The organism is Streptomyces griseoviridis (genome assembly GCF_005222485.1).
In the GTDB taxonomy this organism is placed as follows: Bacteria; Actinomycetota; Actinomycetes; order Streptomycetales; family Streptomycetaceae; genus Streptomyces; species Streptomyces hintoniae.
In genome coordinates, this window is sequence record NZ_CP029078.1 from 7,118,258 (window position 1) to 7,140,365 (window position 22,108).

A 22,108-nucleotide genomic window follows, 5' to 3' on the forward strand; every position below is an offset into this window, starting at 1 on the left:
CCGGTGCCGGAGCTGGTCCTGTGGGACATCGACCACACCCTCATGAACACGGGTGGCCTCGGGCGTGAACTCTGGGCGCAGGCATTCACCCAGGTGAGCGGCGTAGAGCTGCGTGAACAGGCCGCAGTGACAGGGTCGACGGAGCGCGTGATCCTGCGGGAGACCGCGAGACTGCACGGCATCCCCTATACGGACGACCTGTTCACCGCCTTCGCGGAGGAACTAGGGACGGCGCATGTCCGGCGGGCGACCGAGCTGCGCGAGCGCGGGCATGCTCTGCCGGGAGCTGCGGCGGTACTCGCGGCGCTCGACGCGCAGGGTGTACGGCAGTCGGTGGTGACAGGGAACATCCGCGCTGCGGCCGAGGTGAAACTGACCGTCTTCGGGCTGGACAGGCACCTGCGCCGCGAGGTTGGCGCCTACGCGGAAGATGGGGAGGACCGCGCCGAGCTGCTGCGCACGGCTCTCGGGAACGCGGGCGTCAGCCCGGAGACTGCCGTGTTCCTGGGCGACACCCCGGCCGACGTCGCGGGCGGCCGAGCTACCGGGGTACGCGTGATCGCCGTCGCCACCGGCCGCACTCCGGCCGCCGACCTGCGAGCGGCTGACGTGGTACTCGATGACCTGTCAGACACGAGCCGTGCACTCGCCGCGATCACGACGTGACGAAACGGCCCCGCCCTTCCGGCGGAGGGAGCTGGGCTGTGGTGGGCACTCTGGGCTGAGCCGGATCGACTGAGTAGACGCGTGTCGCAGGGCGCGGTCTCGTACTTGCGGCCAGGCGAGCAGAAGCGGATGTGGAGCACCTCCCCGGGCGCGCCCGACGCTGCCTGACCTGCAGTCAGTTCGGGGATCGCCTTAACGCTGATCCGCGTGGGACGGCAGGCACACCAGAACTTTGGCCGGGCCCCACTTCGCCGGGTGCCTCCCGTTTCTGGCCCGGTCCGACCGCACTCACTACGGTGAGCCGGCGGCGAGGCATGCGGCCGACGAACGCCTTCCGACGACCCGTTGCCCATGCGGCGGACCTGGACTGGGGTACCCCGCTCGCGCGGGGCCGACGTGGTGATGCCCAGTACGGGGCCGATGCCCGTCGGAACACCCCCGCTCGCGCGGGGCCGACAGTGAGTCGGGGTCGAGGAGCTGCACAGCCCGGGGAACACCCCCGCTCGCGCGGGGCCGACGACCCGCAGCGCGGCGACGACGGCATGATCACCGGAACACCCCCGCTCGCGCGAGGCCGACGGCTGGTCGGCGATGTTGTGCAGGCCGCGCGGCGGAACACCCCCGCTCGCGCAAGGCCGACCGGGGATCGCCAAGAGTGCCTCCTCAGCCCGCGGGAACACCCCCGCTCGCGCGGGGTCGACCCGGCTTCTCGGCCAAGACGGTCCGTGCTGTCCGGAACACCCCCGCTCGCGCGGGGCCGACTACTCGTCCTCACGTGCCAGGCGGCTGGCCAGCGGAACACCCCCGCTCGCGCGGGGCCGACACCGTGGTCTGGCGGGCGCGATCGTCGGACGCCGGAACACCCCCGCTCGCGCGGGGCCGACGCTGGTGCATCCGACGCCGCGGCTGTCGAGGAGGGAACACCCCCGCTCGCGCGGGGCCGACATGAACCCGAGCCGGGTGCCGCCGGTGCCGGAGGGAACACCCCCGCTCGCGCGGGGCCGACTCGGCGAGCGCGTTGTGCTCACCGGACTCCTGCGGAACACCCCCGCTCGCGCGGGGCCGACGCTTGCTGAGCTGGGGTGTTAGTTCGGGTGGGGCAGGTTTTCGTTTAGGTGCAACGTGGGTTCGCAACCTCGGAGTGCTGTTGGGGATTGGCAGAGTGCAACTCGTCCCGAGGTGCTGCGCCAACGTTACCGACTCTCCCTCAGCCAGCCATAGGAGACGGCGGGGATGGCCTGCCTGCCGCCTCTCGGTCACAGACACCACTGCGCCCTGGCTGGAGGGGTCCGCGATGGGCAGGGTCTCGTCGACGTCCAACTCCTGGCGGGTCCAGTTGCCGAACGGGCGGTCAGCCGGGCGTACCGGCGACGAGGTGGTTGTCGGCACCGAGGAATGCGGCACGGTCTGGGCCTGTGGACCTCCGAGGTTGCGGGGCGTAGTCCTCCCAGGTTCACGTCTTCTTCCCGCGAGGTCGTGATCGTCGAGCGGCTGAGCTGCACCCATTGCGGGGCCCGGGACCACGTGCCCGGAACAGCACGCACGCGTGCGCTACGAACCTTGATCCTTGGGGCCGGCGCTGGGAGTGACCGGGAAGGAAGTCTCGTCGTGGCCAGTGCCGTCGGTGATCCGCCAGTTGTCCTCACTGAAGAGGGCCAGTTCCGCGCGGCCGTCGCCGTCCCAGTCGTGGACGGCGAAGAGCATGCCACCCTCGGAACCGCCTTCACCCGGCACGTACCGCTCGGTGGAGCGCCAGGGTTTCGATCCGAGCCCGTACTCGGAGCCGCCCCGCAGCACCTCGATGCGCGCGTCCCCCGCCTCTTTCTTCCTGGTGAGCTGTACGGCCAGGTCGTCGCAGCCGTCGCCGTTGAAGTCCCCGACGGCGAGGCTGGTGCCGAAGCCCTCCTCGTAGTCGCCGCCGTCCAGGGTGACCCACTTCCCCGGCTCCTTCCCGTAGCGGACGCTGACCTGGCCGCGCCGGTGGGGTGTGTCGACCTCGTCGTCGCTGTCGACGAAGCTCCGGCCGATGGCGATGTCCTGGCGCCCGTCGCCGTCGAAGTCCCCGAAGACGACGTTCTCGCCCTCCGGCAGCCGTTCGGGTTCCTTGCTCAGGCCGCTGGCGGTGCGGGCGCCGCAGGTGAACAGCAGGGGCGGATCCCACGGCGAGTCGTAGAGCGCGAGATCGGTGGCGCGGTCGTCGTTCGCGGCCCCGGAGACCAGTACGGGTGTCGCGCCCTCGTGGACCGGGCTTGGGATCTCCACGGTGCTGGCCGGGGCACCGGAACGCTTGAACGGTCCTTTGAGGACGACCAGTTCCTGAGTCTCGTTCGAGGCCCTGAACACGGCGAGGTCGGTGTGGCCGTCCCCGTCGAAGTCACCGGCGACCGGCGCGGTGTGGTAGCCGCTGCCCGGCAGTGGCACCCGCCCGTGCGCTCCGCCGACGCGCGGGCCCGCCGGGCCTCCCCACAGGATCTGGGCGGCGCCGCTTACGACGAGGTCGGTGTGGCCGTCCTCATCCAGGTCGGCGACCGTGGGCTGGAACAGGTCGTCGCCCGTCTGGACGTCGTCCGGCACACCGAGGTCGTCGTGGGCGAAGACGGTCGTGCGGTCGGGGTCAGGACCGTGCGCGGAGCCGGGCGCGACGAACAGGTCGAAGTCTTCCGTCTCGGACATCTCGTGCACCAGGTCGGCGAAGCCGTCCCCGTCGAGGTCGGGCGTCGCGGGCGCGGCCTCGCGCGCGGAATCGAAAGCCCGGCAAGGGCTGTTGGGCACCGCCCGCGCGCCGTCGGACGGCCGAAGGACGAGGAACGCGACCACCGCCACCACTACGAGGGAGGCCGCCACGGCGTGCCACATGCGCACGCGGCGGAAGAACGGACCGCCTGCTGTCGGAAACTGCATCAGCCCACTCCACGGGCGTGGACACGGCCCGCACAAGGAAGTGGATCATTTCGTTACGGGGGTGATGCATGACGGTCGCGCTACCCCATTCCAGGTGACGATCGGCCACTCGCGGCAGAACCCGGCCACCCTGACGGTGCCCGTGACTTGGAGGGGCTCGTCGGCGGAGCCGTACGAAGAGTGGGCGGCGGCGCACTGGGAGCAGGGCGCGCCCGCCGTCTGACCGGCTGCGGCGACCCTCCGGAAGCGACGCCCACCTTGAGCGGGGAGGCTTCTGGGCTGCGGGTGTGGCCCGGAACCAGGCAAACGCCGGGGCGCCCGCTGAGGCGGCGCTGGGATCACCCCCGCGTATGAGGGGACCAGCCCTTCCGACCAGCGACGCTCCCGCCCGCAGGGAGTGGGCGCAGCGGCGAGATACCCCCGCCCGCGCGGGGCCGACTACGGCCAGTCCACGTTGAACGAGGCGCTCGCGGGAACACCCCCGCCCGCGCCGGGGCCGACACGCCCATGCCGTGGGCCACCGGGCCCACGTACGGAACACCCCCGCTCGCGCGAGGCCGACAGCCCCAGCGATCAGGGTCCGTCGATCCGACGGGAACACCCCCGCTCGCGCGGGGCCAACGTGCCCCAGCTCGGTGCGAGCGTCGCCACGCCAGGAACACCCCCGCTCGCGCGGGGCCGACGCGGCGGTCGGGGCAGCCTCGGCGGGCGTGGTCGGAACACCCCCGCTCGCGCGGGGCCGACAACCCCGACCGCATGATCATGGTCGAGAAGGGCGGAACACCCCCGCTCGCGCGGGGCCGACTCCACGCCGTTCGGCGGGGTGACGCCCTCAAGCGGAACACCCCCGCTCGCGCGGGGCCGACACTCGCTGACCTGTGGTGTTAGCGCAAGTAAGGCAAGTTTTCGTTCAGAAGCAACGCAGCTTCGCAACCTCGGGATGCTGTTGTGAACCGGCAAGAGTGCAACTCGTCCCGAGGCATGACGCCAACGCTACCGACACTCGCGCAGTCGCCCACAGGAGACGGCAGAGAAAGTCCTGCCCATCCCCTCCGGGCCAACGCCGCTACCGCACTCTGACTAGAGGCGTCTGAAACGGTCGGGAGCCCCGTCCAACGTGCAACTCCCCTTACGGCCAGCAGCCGTTGCACTCGCCGAGCACCCCTCACCCACCCGCCCCAACGACATAGAGGCCCCGCCCCCCAGACAACAGCGCCCCGACCAGCCCACACCCCACACCCCACCCCACACCCCCACCATCCACACCAGCCCGCCCTACACGCTCCCCCCGACCACCCTCACCTCCCTCCCCCCCCCGCAGCCCTACGCGAGTGCCGCCGCCAGTGCGTGTACAGCCCTGCGGACCTTCAACGCCCTTGGGAGGTCGACGTCGTTCTGCAACTCGTGTTGCTCCGAGCCGTCATGCTCGGTCGAGACGGTTCTCACTCTGGCGCCGGCTCTCGCGGACAGCGTGCCGCTGGCCCGGCCGACGAGTCGGTCGCCGTCGAGCCGGTAGCGGGGTGAGTCCACGGCGCTCGCCTCACCGACGTCGAAGCCGTACTGTGCCCTCTTCCTGGCCGTGCTCAGGTCCAGGTGGCTGACGAGGGCGCCGATCTCGTAGGTTTCCGGGCCGGTTTGGAGCCATAGGTGGGCCTGCGCCTCGTAGTCGACGATCAGTTCACCCTCGTCGACGTACAGCACCGCCGTCACCTTCTTGTGCGGCGGGATCCTGACAGCGTTGTCGACTCCCCAGTCCTCAAGCGCGTTCACGGTCTCGGACGCGGTGGTGCTGGCGCCTTCCCTGAAGCCGACCTTGCCGCTGAAGGAGCCGAAGCCCGACAAGTCGACCTGCACGGCCAACTCCTGGCACGCCTCCAGTGTCCTGACCCTGGTCACGGTCACCGAACGCTGCCTCTCCTGGTGGTAGTTGAACGTCTGCGACTGTTCCACCGACGTGTCGTTGACGTAGTCCTGCTCGTACATCCGCTGGCTCTCTCCCGACGGCCGCACCGTGGTGGGCCCCAGCGTCGCGTCGCCGAGAAGCTCCGCCCGGGACGCCTGGAGCGCGCGCAGCGCCAACTGGTCGGGATCTGGCGACCGCAGTGCGACGAAGACGTCACGGTAGATGCGTTCCAGGTAGTTGGTCATCGTGGTCCTCCCAGCTCGCGGACGCCACCCACAGGCGTTCGTCGGGGCGCGGCCACTGGTCAGGAGAGCAACCGCAGTCTCTTACGGGTTTAATCCGGACCCCCGTCCCGCGGCCAGGATCAGGACGCCGCATCACCCGTACGGGCGGCCGGTAATCTCCGAAGAAACGATATTCCTCGCAGAAACGACACTTCTCGCCGCTTCCTGTCCCGGTCTTCTCCTCGTCGCCTTCCTGGCTCGGCAGCCCGCCACCCCCCGTAAGGCAACGCCTCGACCGCCGTCCAACCGTCCATCGCGCCGCCCCGACGAACCCGCCAGCGGTCCCGTGCCGTCCAGGACCACCCTCACCGGACTCGTCGCCCCTGCGTACGTGACGAGAGCCGCGCGACCGCCGCCGCCTTCGCCTCGGTCTCCCTCTCCGTCTCCGTGACCGCCGTCATCACGTCACCGCGCACACGGAACGAGCACTCGAACGCTGCTCCCCAACCGGCCGTCCCCCGGTTCCGGGTCTGTCGTCCCCGGTAGCCGGCCCGTCGTCCCCCCGGTGTCCGGCCCGTCGTCCGCCGGTACCGCCGAGCGTCCCCGCTCAGTCGCGGCGCGCGGCCCGTTCCCTGTACCAGGCCGTCGCGTCGGCGCCGTATCGGGCCAACAGGCGTGCGAACTGGAGCCGTTCCTCCGGTGGCCAGGCAACGGTGATCTCCAGGAACGCCTTTCGCTGTTCGGCGGCGAAGCGGTCGCGTTCGGCCTCGCCGTGCTCGGTGAGTTCGAGCACGGTACGGCGTCCGTCGGACTGGGACGCCGCCCGGCGCAGCAGCCCGGCCTCGATGCACGCGGCCACGGTCCTGCTGGCGACCGGCTGCGCGACACCCATCTCGGCGGCCAGGCCACCGACCGTCGTCTCGCCCGGCGCGTCGGTGATCACGTTCAGCACGAGGTTGTGGGAGAGGTCCTTGCTCGACGCCGGGGCGCGTCGGCGCAGCCGTGACAGCGCCGGCCCGATCTGGTCCAACGCCTGGTCGTCGGAGGATCGCGTGGAGGGCCGCTCGGGCGACCGCTCGGACGGCCGCTCGGAGGAAGACGCGCTGCTCATGTCGTCGAGTCTAGGTCCGGTCCGCACATTTGCATACCTTTGAGTAAGTGCATAGCATCAGGTATGTAAATTCAGATGTTGACGGGTGAGGAAAGGGGCAGACGCCATGACGCTCACCGCGATCACCGGCGCGCAGATCTTCGACGGAGAGAAGGCGGTCGGCGTGCGGACCGTGGTCATCGACGGCGGGAGGATCGCCCGCGTCGGCGGCGACGTCCCGCACGGCAGCGAGGTCGTCGACGGCAGCGGCGCCACACTGCTGCCCGGACTCATCGACGCCCATGTCCACTCCGCCCCGGGTTCCCTGGCGCTCGCCCTGCGGTTCGGCGTGACGACCGAGCTGGAGATGCAGGGCATGAACACCCGGGAGAACCGGGGGGCCATCACCGAGGACGACACCGTGGCCGACGTCCGGTCCTCCGGCTTCGCCATCACCCCGCCCGGGGGCCACCCGAGCGAGCTGATGCCCGAAGGCTTCCGGCCGAAGTGGGACCTCCCCCCGGTGATGCCCCTCATGCCGTTCTCCACCACCCCCGAGGAAGCGGCCGCCTTCGTGCCCCAACTCCTCGCCCGCGGCTCCGACTTCATCAAATTCATGATCGACGACGGCAGTGTGGAGGGGCACCCCGGGCTGCCCTCGCTCGACCAGGCCACCGTGACCGCAGGCGTGGCCGAGGCCAAGAAGTACGGCGCCCTCACCGTGGCCCACGCGCTGACCGTGGAGGCCACCAGGACGGCCGCCGAAGCCGGCATCGACGGCCTCACCCACGTCTTCATGGACCGGCCGCACACCGCCGAGATCATCGACATCATCAAGGACGCGGGGATGTTCGTCATCCCCTGCGTCACCCTCAACGCCTCGATGATGGGGATCACCGGCAGCGACCTCGCCGACGACCCTCGGGTCGCCTCCCGCCTCGACGGCCCGTGGGAGCGGACCCTGCGCTCCAGCTACAACCGCTACCCGCAGGGCAAGCTCGACGACGTGTACGACACCGTCCGCGCCCTGGACGCCGCCGGCGTCGACGTACTGGCCGGCACCGACGTCTCCATGGCCGAGACGTTCTTCGGCGGCCTGGCCCACGGAGCGAGCCTCCACCACGAGTTGCAGTACCTGGTGGCCGCCGGCCTCACGCCCGCACGGGCCCTGCGCGCGGCCACCGCCACCACGGCCCGCTGCTTCCGCCTCAGCGACCGGGGGCGGATCGCCGAGGGGCTCCGCGCCGACCTCCTGCTGGTCGACGGCGACCCGACCAGCGACATCGGCGACACCCTCAACACCCGCGCCGTCTGGCGCCGCGGCACCCGCCTGGCGGCCTGATCGCGGAACTCCGCTGCCGGGGAAGGCGGTTCACCACCCGGTGCCGTATTCCGGCGCCATCTCCCGGGTCCGGGCGCGCGGTCCGGTCGCGCGGTCCGGGCACCCCGGCTGCGCCGGGAGCCGGCCCCTCACCGGTGCCACGGCATCCCGCCCGCCGACTGGTCCGCGGCCTCCCACTCCCGCTCCCGGTCGGCGCGGCGCGTTGACACGCGTCGACGGCCGGTAGGCATGTGGTCGCCAGCGCTGTGGACGCTACGGACGCGCTGTCGTCGACCACCGTCGGCCCGGGAGGAACCTTGACCGCCTCTGCCTCTGCCCCCGCCCCCGCCCCTGCCCCTGGCTCTGCCTCCGGCGCCCCTGCCGTCGTCGCTGCCGCTACCGCCGTCGCCGCCGTCGCCGTCCGGACGAGACGGTGGGCCCTCGCCTCGGCCGTGTTGCTGCTCGCCGTCTCGGCCGCCGTGCCGCCGCAGCCACTGGGCGCGGACTCGCGCGGCCGGCCGGCCGCCGGTGACGGTCTGACCGCCGTCATCCGGTACACCGAGTACGGCATCCCGCACATCGTCGCCGACGACTACGCGAGTCTCGGCTTCGGGACCGGCTGGGCCCAGGCCCAGGACGCGGTGTGCGACCTCGCCGAAGCGTTCGTCACCGTGCGCGGTGAGCGCTCCCGCCACTTCGGAGCGCGCGCGGTGCCCGACCCGCGCGGGTCCGCGGCCTCCACCAACCTCGCCAGCGACCTGTACTACCGGGGCGTACGGGACTCCGGGACCGTCGAGCGGCTGATGGCGGCTCCGCCACCCGCCGGCCCGAGCCGCGACTCCGCCGACCTCAGACGCGGCTGGGCCGCCGGGTACAACACCTGGCTGCGCGAGCGGCGGATCACCGATCCCGCGTGCGAACGAGCCGACTGGGTCGGCCCGGTGACCGCCGTGGACGTCGCCGCCCTCGACTTCTCCGTCGGGGTGATCGGAGGCCAGGCCCTCGCCATCGACGGCATCACCGCCGCCCAGCCGCCGGGTACCACGTCCGCCGACGGCGCCGGACGCTTCGTGACCGGCACCGCCCCCGTCGCGGCGGAGCAGCCCGCTCGGGACGGCGTCGCCCGCACCGGGACCGGCACGGGGAGCGTCGTCGGCAGGGCGTCCAACGCCGTTGCCTTCCACGGCTCGACGACGGCCGACGGGCGCGGACTGCTGCTCGGCAACCCGCACTTCCCCTGGCGCGGGGCGCTTCGGTTCTGGCAGTCCCAGCAGACGATTCCGGGTCAACTCGACGAGTGGCGGGAGGCTCGTTGCTCGGCTCCACGACCGTATCCATCGGATACAACCGCGACGTCGCCTGGAGCCACACCTCGGCCACAGGCACCGCAAGGAATCTGTACCGACTGACCCTGGACCCGGCCGACCCGACCACCTACCTCGTGGACGGCAGACGCGAACGCATGACCCGACGAACCGTCACCGTACGTGTGGGGCAGGGCCGTTCGGTCACCCGTACCCAGTGGTCGACCCGTTACGGACCGGTCCTCACCTCCCTCGGCGCCCTGACGCTCCCCTGGGCCCGGAGCACCGCGTACGCCCTTAACGACCCGGGCGCGGCCAACCTCCGGGGCTCCGACACCGCACTCGGCCTCGCCAAGTCCCGCAGCGCGCACGGCGTCCTGGCGGCCCTCAACCGCACCCAGGGCATCGGATGGGCCAACACCCTCGCCGCCGACGCGCGCGGCCACACCGTCTTCAGCCAGTCCCAGGTACTGCCCCGCGTCACCGACGACCTGGTCAGGCGCTGCTCGACCCCCTTGGGGAAGACCACCTATCCCGCGGAGGGGCTTGCCGTCCTGGACGGCGCCCGCGGCGGCTGCGCCCTGGGCGCGGACCCCGACGCGCTCCAGCCGGGCGTCTTCGGACCCGCGGCCCTCCCGGTGCTCGAAGACGCCCCGTACGTGGAGAACTCCAACGACAGCGCCTGGCTGACCAACGCCGACCGCCCGCTCACCGGCCACCCCTGGATCTTCGGCCCGACCGGCACCCCGCGCTCGCTGCGCGCCCGCGGGGCGATCGAGGACGTCTCCGCGCTGGCCCGCAGGGGCGGACTCACCGTCGCCGACCTCCAGCGGCAGCAGTTCGCCGACCGGGTGCCCGCGGGGGATCTCGCCGCCGCCGACACGGCCCGCGCCTGCGCCGCGCTGCCGGGTGGCGCCGCGGTGAGCGGCGAGGGCAGGACGGTCGACGTCCGCGAGGCCTGCCGGGTCCTGGCCCGCTGGGACCGCACCATGAACTCGGGCAGCCGCGGAGCGCTCCTCTTCGACCGCTTCTGGCGGCGGCTGCTCACCACGGTGCCCGCGGACGACCTGTGGACCGTGCCCTTCTCGCCCGCCGACCCGGTCCACACCCCGCGCACCCTGAACACGGCCGCCCCCGGCTTCTCCCGCGCCCTGGCCGACGCCGTCGCCGAACTGCGGTCAACCGGGGCCGACTTGGGCGCCGAGTTGGGCGAGCGCCAGTACGTCACCCGCGACGGACGGCGCATCCCGGTGCCGGGAGGAACCCATGACCTGGGTGTCTGGAACACCATCGAGGCGGACTGGGACCCGACGGCAGGCGCCTACACGGACGTGTCGTTCGGCTCGAGCCACCTCCAGGCGGTGGGCTGGAACGGCAGCGGCTGCCCCGAGGCCCGAACCCTGCTGACCTACTCGCAGTCGTCGAACCCGCGCTCCCCGCACTCCAGCGACCAGACGGCACTCCTGCCGGCCGGACAGTGGGTGACCTTCCGGTTCTGCGAACGGGACATCCTCGCCTCGCCGTCCCTGCGGACGGTGAAGGTGCACGGGGTGCACCACCTGTGAACGGCCGTCCACCGCCGCGGAGACACCGGCCACGAACGCGCCCTTGCCGTGGCGCGAGCAGCCGGTGACGGCGGTCGCGTCCGCCTCGCGGATGCTGCCGTCGGACTGCTGGACCACGTCGATGGTCTCCGCCTGCCGCTGATCCCCTCCCGGCGGCACCGCCGGCCCGAGATCGACGACGTGACGACATGAGAAGGAGCCTCCAGGGAGGGGTGCTCGCGGTTGCTGGGGGAGTGCCCGATATCCGACCGGGCAGGTGAGCGCTCCCACAGGCTAGATACCAGCCGCGACGCTCGCAATATCCCGAACGTGACCGCGGCGACTTGGCTGCTTTTCCTCCAAGCGCTTTTCACATGGGCGCGACAGGTCAGGATCTCGTCGGTTTCCCGGAGGGAGGTCTCTCCCGCTTCCCGGAGGGGGGTCTCTCTCGCTGGAGGGATCACCTGCCCGGTCCGACGGTCCGATCGTCCTGAGCGGACGGCGTGCACATCGAAAGATTCGGAGACCGCACGAAACTTGCGGCCGGTATCCGTCACCAGTGGCCACATCACGCCCGTGCGCGATGTATTGACGGGCCTCAGCGGGCGCTCTATGGTGCCGCGAAGTGTAGAGGAGAGTTCGAAACTTTCGCTCCCTCTCCGGAAGTATTCAGGGGTCGGGCAACCCTTGGAGCCGTGCAGATCCAGTGACACGAGAGGCGCTGTCGCGCGCCTCAATTCGCATGCGAAAGGCGGTGGGGGAGGGGTGCGTCGACGCTGAACAACACGTAGCCATTCACGTTTCCGGCGGCTTGCCGCTTTTCCGTCGCGCCGAATTCCTCCCGTGTTTCGGCGGCGGCACGGATGTGAAGTGCGTCCTGAGAATCCATGTGCGTGCCCCCCACTCGAAAGGACCCCCCATGTCATGGCTCACCAGGCACCGAGGCGCTCGTAGCAGGGCGGTGGCGGCGGCCACCGGAGTGGCGGTGACCGCCGCGTTGACCGTCGTCGGTGTCGCGGCGACGGCGCCGCACGCCGCCGCGGCGAGTTCACTGGGTGCCGCGGCCGCGCAGTCGGGCCGCTACTTCGGCACCGCGGTGGCCGCGGGCAAGCTCAGCAACGGCACCTACGCGGGCATTCTCGACCGGGAGTTCAACATGATCACCCCGGAGAACGAGATGAAGTGGGACGCGACCGAGCCGTCACGCGGGTCGTTCAACTTCGGCTCCGCCGATCAGATCGTCAGCCACGCCCAGGCCCACGGCCAGCGGATGCGCGGGCACACACTCGTCTGGCACTCGCAACTGCCCAACTGGGTCTCGGCGCTGTCGGCGACGGATCTTCAGACGGCCATGGACAACCACATCACCCAGGTCATGAACCACTTCAAGGGCAAGATCTACGCCTGGGACGTGGTCAACGAGGCGTTCGCCGACGGCAGTACCCAGCACCGCAGTTCACCCTTCCAGGACAAGCTGGGCAACGGCTTCATCGAGCACGCGTTCCGTACCGCCCGCTCGGTCGACGCGAACGTCAAGCTCTGTTACAACGACTACAACATCGAGAACTGGTCGGACGCCAAGACGCAGGGCGTCTACAGCATGGTCAAGGACTTCAAGGCCCGCGGTGTCCCCATCGACTGCGTCGGCTTCCAGAGCCACTTCGGCTCCGGCGGGGCACCGGTCAGCCTCCAGACCACCCTGTCCAACTTCGCCGCGCTCGGCGTCGACGTCCAGCTCACCGAGGTCGACATCGCCCAGGCCTCGTCGAGCGCGTACGCCGGCACGGTCAACGCCTGCCTGAACGTGGCCCGTTGCACCGGCATCACCGTCTGGGGCATCCGCGACAGCGACTCCTGGCGCTCCGGTGACAACCCGCTCCTCTTCGACGGCAACGGCAACGCCAAGGCGGCCTACACCAGCGTCCTCAACGCGCTGAACGCCGCCGGGCCGACCACACCGCCCACCGACCCGCCCACCACACCGCCGACCGGCGGCGGCACCGGCGAGATCAAGGGCGTCGGCTCCGGACGCTGCGTGGACGACCCCAACTCCACCACGACCGACGGCACCCAACTTCAGCTGTGGGACTGCTCGGGCCAGACCAACCAGCAGTGGACCTACACCTCCGCGGGCGAGTTGAAGGTCCTGGGCAGCAAGTGCCTGGACGCAGGCGGCACCGGCAACGGCGTCAAGGCGCAGATATACGGCTGCTCGGGCGGCAGCAACCAGAAGTGGACCTTCAACTCCGACGGCACCATCCGCGGCGTCCAGTCCGGACTGTGCCTGGACGCCGTCAACGTCGGCACCGCCAACGGCACCAAGCTCCAGATGTACACCTGCTCGGGCGGCAGCAACCAGAAGTGGACCTGGAGCGGCAGCAGCTCCGTCGCCCAGCCGGCCCGAACGGGATGACCGCACCGTGAGCCCCGCGCCGGACCCCGCGCGAACAACCCGTCCGAGGCCGGCGACGTCCGCACCGGCCGGCCCAGCGGCCGGTGACTCCCGCCGCTGACCTGTTTCGTGCCCCGCCGGAGGTTGACCCCGGCGGGGCACGGCACATGGCCGCCCGCCGTGTCCCCACGGGCTCCGTCCCGCTCGGCTAGCCTGACACCGGAGGTGCCAAGTGGCCGAAGCGCACAACGCGTTGGGCGGGACGGAGACCGAGTCCACCACCGTCGTGGTGATCGGGGCGGGACCTGCCGGGCTGACCGTCGCCAACCTGCTGCGCCGATGCGGCGTCGACTGCGTCGTCCTGGAACGCGGCAGCCGCGCCCACGTGGCGCGGCGGCAGCGAGCCGGCATCGTCGAGACCCGCGCCGTCCGGATGTTCGAGTCGTGGGGGCTGGCCGACGTCGTCCGGGGCGGCCCACCGCACGACGGCCTACTGGAGTTCCGGATCGACGGCGAGAGCCGCTTCGTCGACGACCGTGACGGCTCGGCGGGCTCAGGGGCGCGGCTCTGCCCCCAGCAGGTCCTGGTCGAGAACCTCACCGCCGCGCATCTCGCCGACGGCGGTGACCTGCGCTACGAGGCCGCCGACGTCTCCCTGCACGACCTGACCGGCGACCGCCCGACCGTCCGCTACCGCGCCGCGGACGGCACCCGGCACTCGATCAGCTGCGACTTCGTCGCCGGCTGCGACGGCGAACACGGCGTCACCCGCACCGCCGTCCCCGAGGGCGTGGCCACCGTCCACACCTTCGACCACGGCATCGGCTGGCTCACCGTCCTCGCCGACGCGCCGCCGCCCGCCCACCCCCTCCTCGCCGTCAGTCCCGAGGGCTTCGCCGCGCACTTCCCGCGCGGGCCGCGCAGCAGCCGCTACTACCTCCAGTGCCCGCCGGACGACGACCCGGGAGCGTGGCCCGACGACCGGGTCTGGGACGCCCTGCGCACCCGGCTCGCCGACCCCGCTCTCGTCCCGGGACCGATCACCGACCGTGAGACCTTCCGGCTGCGCGGCCTCGTCCACGAACCCATGCGGCACGGGCAGTTGTTCCTCGTCGGCGACGCGGCCCACATCCTGTCCCCGATGGGCGGCAAGGGCATGAACCTCGCCCTGCACGACGCCGACCTCTTCGTCCGCGCCGTCCGGGACGCCGTGCGCGGTGGCGACGACACCGCGTTGCGCGACTACTCCCGGCGCTGCCTGCGACGCGTCTGGAGCGACCAGGAGTTCTCCCACTGGCTGACCCGCACGGTCCATGAGGCGGGCGGCGACACCGACTCGGGCCCCTTCCTGCGCCGGCTGGCCCGCGCCCGCCTCGACCGCCTCGTCACCTCCCCCGGGGCCCGGCACGCCTTCGCGGAACTCATGACGGGCCTCGACCCGGCCCGCGCGGAGACCGGGCCCGCCTGACATCCGCGTCGCGGCCGGACCGACGCGGGAACGGCGCGGACGCCGACCGGAGTTCCGCCACGTGGCCGCCGGCCCCGGCCGTCCGACCTCGTAGGCTGGGCGGATGGGGTGGCTGAGACTGTGGGGGACGGCAGCGCTCGTCGGCGCACTGCTGACGGCGCTGGGAGCGGTCGCCTCGGCGACGGCGGTGGCCGAGGCGGTCGACACCGTGCGGGCCTACCGCACGGCCGAGGCGTGCCAGGACGGGAAGGCGCGGTCCGACTGCCTCACCACCCGCACCGCCACCGTCCGCGCCACGGAACGGACCGGCGGCAGGAGCGCGAGGTACGCGGTGCGGCTCGAACACACGCCGGGCGTACCGGAGTTGGTCCGACTCGCCGGTGACGAGCCGCTGCTGAGGCTGCTGAGGCCGGGCGACGGGATCACCGTCACCCTCTGGCGCGACCACGCCACCGCCATCCACCGCGACGGTGTGACCCAGCACTCCACGGACACCCCCGAGACCGATCCCGAATGGCGGACCGGACTGGCCGCCGTACTCCTGGTGTTGGCCTGCTACCTGCTCTACGTCGGTACGACGCTGCTGGCGCGCACCCGCGAGATCGCCGAGCGCGGAGCACCCCGCGGCTTCCGGTTCTTCGGCACCCGCGCGCTGTGGACGGCCCTCGCCGTGATCCCGGCCGGCGCCGCGGGCGCCCTCGCCTCGGGCGGCGCGGGGCACGAGGAGAGGGGATGGATCGTGCTGCTCGCGGTCTGGGGCGCGCTGGTGCCCCTGGTCCTCGCCGTGCTGCGCCGACGCGACGGCCGACGGCGCCGGGACCAGCGGTCCGCCCGCCTGTACGGGTCACCGGGCACGCTCTGACCGACCACTTCCGCCCGGCCGCCGACCGTCCACGGACGGAACATCCCGGTACCTCGCCCGTTCGCGCGTGCTCCGCCGCCTCCGGCTACGGCATGGCGCAGGCGCCCCCCTCCGCGTTGCTCGACTCGCCCTGCCGGTACGCGCCGCACACGAGGGCGACCTTCGGACCCGTCCCCGACTGGCGCAGCAGGACCAGCGTCTTGTCGCGCGGCGGCATGTTGCTGCCCTGCCCGTAGGAGACGTAGCCGGTCGCGCCGTCGAAGGTGATGCCGCTGCGCAGGGCCGTGAGCATGGCGTTGGGGTCCACCCCGCCCTGCCCGGAGAGCGCCATGTCCGCCGATCTGGACAGGACGTGGAAGGCGTCGTAGGAGACCGCGGAGTGACCGTCGTCGCGCCACGGGTCCTGGGTGGGAGGCCCGGAGACGAACGCGTCGTACTCGCTGACGAACTGCTTCGTCTTCTCGTCGGCGGCCTTGTCCTCGGCGGGCAGCCGGTGCGCCGAGTAGTACAGCCGCAGCCAGTCCTTGTCGTTGAACTCGCCGGTGAGCGCGACGTTCGTGAGTTCGTTGCCGCCCAGCATGGTGATGTCGCGGTGGGTGCAGGTCCCTTGGGTGTCCAGCGCGTTGACGAAGGCGACGAAGTCCCGGGCGCGCGCGGACCAGAAGACGATGGTCGGGTCGGAGTCGCGCAGCTCGTCGCAGACCGTCTCGGCGAGATCGTGGGCGCTGCGTATGTTCGGCGTGCCGGCGGGAGAGCCGCTGAAGTCGCCCTCCTGCGAGAAGTTGACCAGCTTCGTGCTGCCGTGGAAGTCCTTGCGGAACTTGTCCGCGAGGCTCTTGCTGTACAGGTCCGCAGAACTCTGCACCACGATCGCCCGCTCGGCCGGCTCGCAGCCGCCCGAGGCGCGCGCCACGACAGGGGACGCGGCGGCGAAGTTCGCCTCGATACGGGCCTCGGTGCTGTTGAGCGGGGTGAACGGCCAGTAGGTGGCGCTCACCAGCATCTCGTCCGCGGTGGCGGTCGTCCCGATCACCGGGAGTTCGGCCTGCTCCAGGATCTTCAGGGCCTCGCGCGTCGGCTCCGTGCTCTGCGCGAAACCGAGCACGCCGATCACCTTCTCGTACTCCTTGCGCGCCCCGCCGACCGCGTCGCCCTCGTCCCGCTGGTCGTGCTCGACCTGCTCGACGAGTTCGCGCGCCTTCTGCTCGGCGTTCTCGAAGCCCTTGCCCGTGGTGCGGACGTCGACCCGCAACGGCACCCGCGAATCGTCCGACACGGCGTCGTCGTTGAGCTTCAGCTGCCACATCGCGATGCCGCGCAGCTCCGGGATCGTCCCGTCGAAGAGGGTCTCCGTCTCCGAGGTCGGGGCGGTCGACGCGAACGCGACGACCGTGCGGACGGTCCTGCCCTGCGCCGCGAAACGCTCGGCCCGCCGGTTCTGCACCCGGATCTCGGCGAGCGTCTCGTCGTACCACTGCTTCGGATGCAGCGGGACGGGCACGGCGTACTTGGCCCCCGCGACCGGCACGTCGCCGCCGACGCAGCTGCTCGACTCCTTCTTCACCGGCGCGAAGAGGGCCGCGCCGCCGACCCCGAGGAGCCCCACCGCCAGCGCGGTGCCGCCGGCCACGCCCGCGGTCACGACCCGCCCGCCGACCCGGTACGACGTCGGTGACGTCGGCCGGACGAACAGGCCCTCCCTGGTGAAGGGTTCCTCGCGCAGCCGCACCAGGACCACGTCGGAACCCGACTGGTGGAGCAGCCGCCCGGCCGAGGTGAGGCCGACCGGGGACGGGCCGCCGAGTTCCGCGACCAGCTCGTCCGAGGGGCTGCCGACCGCGATGACGAGGGGGCCTGGTGCCTGCGCGGTGTTCTTCCGCTCCTGGTGGAAGGCGCGCAGGAACCGCTCCGCCGCCTGGGCGCCCGGCCGTTCCTGCCGGGGCAGCGGGACCAGGATCACGGGACGCGCGGTGCGCCGCCGTTGCAGCGGCCGTATCCGGCCGATCGCGGGCGTCCGCAGATCCTCCAACAGGGCGCGCGTCAGCAGCAGTTCGAGCGCGAGCAGTGACTCCTGGTGCCGCGGGTGCTCCAACGGAAGTACCAGGCGCGACATCTGACGGTCCGCCACCTCGTCCATCACCGCGAAGAGGGTCTCCGTCTTCCCCGACATGCCGAGCATCCCGCCGAGCCACCGCTGACGCGCGGGGCGCAGCAGCCGGGGGGCGCGCACCAGTGTGCGGGTCTTGCGCCGCGCCCACCACCAGCGGGGGAAGGTCCGGGTCAGCCCCTGCCACAGGGAACCGAGCAGCCAGCCGCGCAGGCCCCCGGCCGGTGGCGCGTCCTTGCCGCCGAGCGCCCACAGGAAGACCTGGAGCCGTCCCTCGCGCCGCTGCTGGCGGTGGATCCGCACCTGGCTGTGCGCGTGGTCGCGCAGCACGTCCGCGCCGGGAGCCTGCCGTTCGCCCGCGTGCTCGCGGATATAGCCGACCGAGTCCCACAGCGGCCAGAAGCCGGGCAGCCGGTCCGGCGTCATGTGCCGGGGCAGGCCGAGCGTCAGCCCGCGGGCCGCGGCTCCCGAGAGCAGTTCGGAGCCGTCGTCGGCGGTGGGCAGCGCGTACGGTACGAGCTTCACGTCATGCTGACCGCGCAGCGCCCGCTCCAACGCCCCGATCAGCCGCCTGACCCGGGCGTCGTACCCGGCGTCGTCGCCCGCGACGTCGAGGATCACCAAGGGCGGTGTGTGCGCGAGCAGGTCGCGTTCGGCGGGTGAGACCGCCTGGCGGAATTCCCGGACGAAATCGTCGGCGCCCTCGTCGTCCGGAAATCCGGTCGGTGAGCGGTGGGGTACGGCCATGGAAGTTCCCCCTTGAGTCCCCCTCGGCAGACCCTGCCGTCCAGCCCGCCGTTTTCCCTGGTGAGTGGGTGAGGTTACTCGGAGTGCCGCCACTGTCACAGCGCTTCGCGAAAAGCGCGACGGCTGGTGCTGATGAGCCTGCTGTTGCGTCGACGGGTGCCCGTCCGGCCGCTCGGAAGCGGGGCGTGACGAGCCGTCCACCACCGCTGCGAGGCGCGCGACGACGGTGCGGACCTCCCGGCGCCCGCGGAACGTGCCGTCCGAATGCCGCCGGATCGGCGGGGCGTTCCGGCCTTGGATGGAGCGTGTCCAGGAGACCGGAACAAGGAGCTTCACGGCGATGACGATGCACGGTGCGACGGCGCTCGGCGGCAAGGTGGCGCTGGTGACCGGCGGCAGCCGGGGGATCGGGGCGGCGGTCGCGCTGCGGCTGCCCGAGGACGGCGCGGACGTGGCGCTGACCTACCGGGGCTCAGCCGAGGCGGCCGAGGAGGTGGTCGCGGAGATCACCGCGAGGGGACGGAGCGGCTGGGCCGTCCGCGCGGACAGCGCGGACCCTGAGGCGGTGGCCGGCGCGGTGGCGGCCGTCGCCGAACGGTTCACGCGCCTCGACATCCTGGTGAACAACGCGGGGGTCGGCGCCGTCGGACCGGTCGGGGCGGTGACCCGCGAGGAGATCGACCGGGTGCTGGCGGTGAACGTCCGCGCGCCCTACCTCTACGCCCAGGCGGCGCTGCGGCACCTGGCCGGGGGCGGACGGATCGTGAGCGTCGGCAGCTGCGTCGCCCGGCGCGCGGCCTTCCCCGGGAGCGCGCTCCACGCGACCAGCAAAGCCGCTCTGATCGGCTTCACCAAGGGCATGGCCAGGGAGCTCGGCCCGCACGGGGTCACCGTCAACCTGGTCGCCCCGGGCCCGATCGACACCGACATGAACCCGGTCGATGGCGACTTTGCCGACCTCCAGCGCGGCTTCACCGCCCTCGGCCGCTACGGCACGGCGGCGGAGGTCGCGGACGCCGTCGCGTATCTGGCGGGCGAGAGCGCCCGCTACGTCACCGGCGCGGAACTGGCGGTGGACGGCGGCTTCGCGGCCTGAGCCGGCGGGGTCGGGCCCATCCGGCGTCCGCGTGGCGGCCCGTTGACGCCGTAGCTGTGCGCGGGCGGGCTGACCGGTCGTCAGCCCGCCCGCCTCCCGGGGAAGTCAGGTCCGGTGCGTCGCCTCCCGCAGCGCGGCTTCCAGGGCCTGGCGGATGTCCTCCGCCAGATCGTGCCCCGACGGCCAGCCGACTATCTGCTCGGCGACCTTCCGCAGCTTGGTGTTGGTGTGCTGCGACACGGACCTGAGCACCGCGAAGCCCTGCTCGGGTCCGAGCCCGCTGACGAAGGTGAGCACACCGATGGCCTGGTCGATCACGGCGTGCGAGACCACCGCCTCCTGGAGCTGGCTGCTCTCCCGTTGGAGCCGGGCGATCTCCCGCTCCGCCGCGGCGGCGTCGGAGCCGCCGCTGCCGGAACTGTTCGTGTCGTGCTCCGCCACACGCCCGTCCTTGTCGTCCGCGGTCCGGCACCCCCGCGCCGGCAGAGGCCGCCAGCAGCCGGCCTCAACAGTTGTCTCCCGACAAGTATCGGGGACGCAGGGACGCTGTCCGCAACCGGTGTCGACTCGACGGCGAACGGCGTCGGTGCGCCGTGCGCGGGGGCGGCTCGGCGGGGGTGTGGTCCGCTGTCACGACCCCGATGGACCGCCCGGTCGCGGCCACCACGGGCCGACCCTCGGGGCCGTGCTCACCGTCTCGCCTGGTGGCGCCTGCCCGCCATGGCTGGTCGACCCTCCCGCGGCCGTGGTTACCATGCGCCATGGACCTGTTGGGCGGCGGCGACGGCAACGCCCCTGTCGTACCCCTCCGTGCTCTCGCGGCGGCGCTCGGCGCTGCCGTGGTCCTGGGTGGCGCCAAGGACACCGACGTCAGCGACGTGATCATCACGGAGCCGGGGGAGACGCCCCCGTCCGTCCCTCGCGCGCTGGTTCTGGCCGTCGGCGCGCGGGCCGACGCCGCCGTGGACGCCGTGACCTCCGCCGGGAAGGCGGGGGTGAGCGCCGTGGCAGTCAGGCTCGACGAAGGCGCGAGCGCCGTCCCCGAGGCCCTGCGGGTCGCCGCCGAGGCATCGGGTGTCGCCGTGCTCGGCATCCCGAGCGGCACACGGTGGGAGCGGGTGGAGACCGAAGCGCGGCGGATACGGCACGGCGGGCCCAAAGACCCGCGCCCCGTCATCTCCGGTGACCTGTTCTCCCTCGCGCAGACCGTGGCGACGCTCAGCCTCGGCGTGGTCAGCATCGAGGACAACGGGCACCGGGTCCTCGCCTACGCCGGACCGGGAGACGAGGCCGACGAGCTGCGCCGGCAGTCCATACTCGGCCGCCAGTGCCCGGAGCCCTACCTGGCGCTGCTGCGGGAGTGGGGGGTCTACCGGCGTGCCCGCTCGGGCGGCGAGGTGGTCGAGGTGGAGGCGCGGCCCGACAAGGGAGTCAGACGGCGGCTGGTGATCGGCATCGGCGCGGGCGGGCGCCCGCTCGGAACGATCTGGGTGCAGGAAGGCAGCCGCCCTCTCGCGCCGAGCACCGAGCAGACGCTGCGTGGCGCCGCTCGGCTCGCCGCACCGCAACTGATCGACCACTACTACGAGGGCGACGCGACAGCCCGTCTCCTCTCCCGCTCCGACCTCGCCCACAGCCTGCTGACCGGCCGCTTCAACTCCGCGGCGCTCGCTGCCCACTTCGGGATCGAGCCCTCCTCAGCTGCCGCCGTCGTCGCCTTCGATCTGCGCGAGCGGCCGGACGGCGGGGAGAGCGGCGGCACTTCGTGGCGGGAGGCGCGGCGGGCCGAGGCCGCCGAGATCATCGCCGTGCACGCGGCGGCGGGACGGAAGAACGCGCTCGTGGCGCAGGCGTGCGGGCAGATCTACGCGATGCTGCCCGAGCCGCCCGCCGCCGGCGCGGGACACCGGGCGGACGCCCCCGACGCCGTCGACGCGCCCCTCGTCCGGTGGGCCACCGAGGTCGTGTCGGCGCTGCGCCGGCACACGGACACGCCTGTGCAGGCCGTCGTCGCCGGTACGGCCGCGGGGCTGGAGGACATCCCCGCCGTCAAACTCCGAGGCCACCACGGTCTGCAGATCATGGCCCGCACCCTCGAGCGCGCCGTCGCCGCCCACCGCGACCTGGCCGCGTCCCTGATGGTGCGCGACCTGGTGCGGCTGCTGGAGGAACACCAGGAGATCCGCGAGCCGGCGCTCCAGGAACTGGTCGTGCGGGACGCCGAGCAGGGGACCCAGTGGGGCGAGTCGCTGCTGCGCTACCTCGACGCCTTCGGTGACGTCTCCGAGGCGGCCCGGACCCTGAACATCCACCCCAACACCCTGCGTTACCGGGTGCGCAAGGCCGCCGCGCTCACCGGCCTCGACCTGGACGACCCGGAACACCGGCTGGTCGCGATGGTCCAACTCCGCCTGGGCCGCCTCCCGTCGAGGCAGCGGACCGATCCTTTCCCCGCCTCCTGACGCCGGCGGAGGGGCCAACAC

At 72.2% G+C, this 22,108-nt stretch carries 12 protein-coding genes, 2 pseudogenes and 2 CRISPR repeat arrays; of the genes and pseudogenes, 8 read left to right on the forward strand and 6 right to left on the reverse strand.

Going from position 1 to position 22,108, the window contains the following annotated elements; translation table 11 throughout:
* Positions 1 to 3 precede the first annotated feature (3 nt).
* On the forward strand, positions 4 to 666 hold the full coding sequence (locus tag DDJ31_RS30845; RefSeq protein ID WP_127177118.1) for an HAD family hydrolase: 663 nt from the start codon (positions 4 to 6) through the stop codon (positions 664 to 666).
* A 429-nt stretch (positions 667 to 1,095) separates the two neighbouring features.
* Positions 1,096 to 1,733: a CRISPR direct-repeat array (repeat unit 28 nt; unit sequence GGAACACCCCCGCTCGCGCGGGGCCGAC).
* Between the two features lie 484 nt (positions 1,734 to 2,217).
* Here DDJ31_RS30845 and DDJ31_RS30850 read toward each other — a convergent pair.
* The 3 genes from DDJ31_RS30850 to DDJ31_RS30860 all read right to left on the reverse strand — a co-directional run bounded on the left by DDJ31_RS30850 (position 2,218) and on the right by DDJ31_RS30860 (position 6,805).
* Positions 2,218 to 3,567 (reverse strand): FG-GAP repeat domain-containing protein, encoded by a 1,350-nt coding sequence (locus DDJ31_RS30850; protein WP_127177117.1) that lies wholly within the window; start codon positions 3,565 to 3,567, stop codon positions 2,218 to 2,220.
* 534 nt (positions 3,568 to 4,101) lie between these two features.
* Positions 4,102 to 4,433: a CRISPR direct-repeat array (repeat unit 28 nt; unit sequence GGAACACCCCCGCTCGCGCGGGGCCGAC).
* A 457-nt stretch (positions 4,434 to 4,890) separates the two neighbouring features.
* Positions 4,891 to 5,715 (reverse strand): ETX/MTX2 family pore-forming toxin, encoded by an 825-nt coding sequence (locus DDJ31_RS30855; protein ID WP_127177116.1) that lies wholly within the window; start codon positions 5,713 to 5,715, stop codon positions 4,891 to 4,893.
* A 586-nt stretch (positions 5,716 to 6,301) separates the two neighbouring features.
* Complete coding sequence (locus tag DDJ31_RS30860; RefSeq protein ID WP_127177115.1) at positions 6,302 to 6,805, reverse strand: MarR family winged helix-turn-helix transcriptional regulator; 504 nt, start codon at positions 6,803 to 6,805, stop codon at positions 6,302 to 6,304.
* 106 nt (positions 6,806 to 6,911) lie between these two features.
* On the opposite strand from DDJ31_RS30860, the gene DDJ31_RS30865 reads away from it, so the two are divergent.
* Both DDJ31_RS30865 and DDJ31_RS30870 read left to right on the forward strand, forming a co-directional pair.
* The gene (locus DDJ31_RS30865; RefSeq protein ID WP_127177114.1) at positions 6,912 to 8,126 is read left to right on the forward strand and encodes an amidohydrolase family protein; all 1,215 of its coding nucleotides are present in this window, start codon (positions 6,912 to 6,914) and stop codon (positions 8,124 to 8,126) included.
* A gap of 431 nt (positions 8,127 to 8,557) precedes the next feature.
* Positions 8,558 to 10,974 (forward strand): annotated as a pseudogene (locus DDJ31_RS30870) (penicillin acylase family protein).
* 69 nt (positions 10,975 to 11,043) lie between these two features.
* Here the strand turns inward: DDJ31_RS30870 and DDJ31_RS40110 are convergent.
* A pseudogene (locus tag DDJ31_RS40110) lies at positions 11,044 to 11,244 on the reverse strand (hypothetical protein); the annotation flags it as partial.
* 628 nt (positions 11,245 to 11,872) lie between these two features.
* Between DDJ31_RS40110 and DDJ31_RS30875 the strand changes: the two are divergent.
* From DDJ31_RS30875 to DDJ31_RS30885, 3 genes are all read left to right on the forward strand, one after another.
* Positions 11,873 to 13,366, forward strand: a complete 1,494-nt coding sequence (locus DDJ31_RS30875; protein ID WP_127177113.1) for an endo-1,4-beta-xylanase — start codon at positions 11,873 to 11,875, stop codon at positions 13,364 to 13,366.
* A gap of 211 nt (positions 13,367 to 13,577) precedes the next feature.
* The gene (locus tag DDJ31_RS30880) at positions 13,578 to 14,813 is read left to right on the forward strand and encodes a 4-hydroxybenzoate 3-monooxygenase (RefSeq protein WP_240678012.1); all 1,236 of its coding nucleotides are present in this window, start codon (positions 13,578 to 13,580) and stop codon (positions 14,811 to 14,813) included.
* 103 nt (positions 14,814 to 14,916) lie between these two features.
* On the forward strand, positions 14,917 to 15,675 hold the full coding sequence (locus tag DDJ31_RS30885) for a hypothetical protein (protein WP_127177112.1): 759 nt from the start codon (positions 14,917 to 14,919) through the stop codon (positions 15,673 to 15,675).
* An 85-nt stretch (positions 15,676 to 15,760) separates the two neighbouring features.
* Here DDJ31_RS30885 and DDJ31_RS30890 read toward each other — a convergent pair whose 3' ends face one another.
* The gene (locus DDJ31_RS30890) at positions 15,761 to 18,529 is read right to left on the reverse strand and encodes an ABC transporter substrate-binding protein (RefSeq protein WP_127177111.1); all 2,769 of its coding nucleotides are present in this window, start codon (positions 18,527 to 18,529) and stop codon (positions 15,761 to 15,763) included.
* A 340-nt stretch (positions 18,530 to 18,869) separates the two neighbouring features.
* Here DDJ31_RS30890 and DDJ31_RS30895 point away from each other — a divergent pair, with 340 nt between their 5' ends.
* Positions 18,870 to 19,625: an SDR family oxidoreductase gene (locus tag DDJ31_RS30895; RefSeq protein WP_431026921.1), complete on the forward strand. Its 756-nt coding sequence runs from the start codon at positions 18,870 to 18,872 to the stop codon at positions 19,623 to 19,625.
* A 105-nt stretch (positions 19,626 to 19,730) separates the two neighbouring features.
* Here the strand turns inward: DDJ31_RS30895 and DDJ31_RS30900 are convergent, their stop codons facing one another.
* Complete coding sequence (locus tag DDJ31_RS30900; RefSeq protein WP_240678011.1) at positions 19,731 to 20,066, reverse strand: ANTAR domain-containing protein; 336 nt, start codon at positions 20,064 to 20,066, stop codon at positions 19,731 to 19,733.
* A gap of 320 nt (positions 20,067 to 20,386) precedes the next feature.
* Here DDJ31_RS30900 and DDJ31_RS30905 point away from each other — a divergent pair, with 320 nt between their 5' ends.
* Positions 20,387 to 22,087: a PucR family transcriptional regulator gene (locus DDJ31_RS30905; RefSeq protein WP_127177110.1), complete on the forward strand. Its 1,701-nt coding sequence runs from the start codon at positions 20,387 to 20,389 to the stop codon at positions 22,085 to 22,087.
* Positions 22,088 to 22,108 lie beyond the last annotated feature (21 nt).

Excerpts from the sequence above, each read along its gene's own strand:
- DDJ31_RS30885 (WP_127177112.1), top strand. The coding sequence starts at position 14,917 with ATGGGGTGGCTGAGACTGTGGGGGACGGCAGCGCTCGTCGGCGCACTG.
- DDJ31_RS30890 (WP_127177111.1), bottom strand. The coding sequence starts at position 18,529 with ATGGCCGTACCCCACCGCTCACCGACCGGATTTCCGGACGACGAGGGC.
- DDJ31_RS30895 (WP_431026921.1), top strand. The coding sequence starts at position 18,870 with ATGACGATGCACGGTGCGACGGCGCTCGGCGGCAAGGTGGCGCTGGTG.
- DDJ31_RS30905 (WP_127177110.1), top strand. The coding sequence starts at position 20,387 with ATGGACCTGTTGGGCGGCGGCGACGGCAACGCCCCTGTCGTACCCCTC.
- DDJ31_RS30865 (WP_127177114.1), top strand. The coding sequence starts at position 6,912 with ATGACGCTCACCGCGATCACCGGCGCGCAGATCTTCGACGGAGAGAAG.
- DDJ31_RS30860 (WP_127177115.1), bottom strand. The coding sequence starts at position 6,805 with ATGAGCAGCGCGTCTTCCTCCGAGCGGCCGTCCGAGCGGTCGCCCGAG.
- DDJ31_RS30855 (WP_127177116.1), bottom strand. The coding sequence starts at position 5,715 with ATGACCAACTACCTGGAACGCATCTACCGTGACGTCTTCGTCGCACTG.
- DDJ31_RS30875 (WP_127177113.1), top strand. The coding sequence starts at position 11,873 with ATGTCATGGCTCACCAGGCACCGAGGCGCTCGTAGCAGGGCGGTGGCG.
- DDJ31_RS30850 (WP_127177117.1), bottom strand. The coding sequence starts at position 3,567 with ATGCAGTTTCCGACAGCAGGCGGTCCGTTCTTCCGCCGCGTGCGCATG.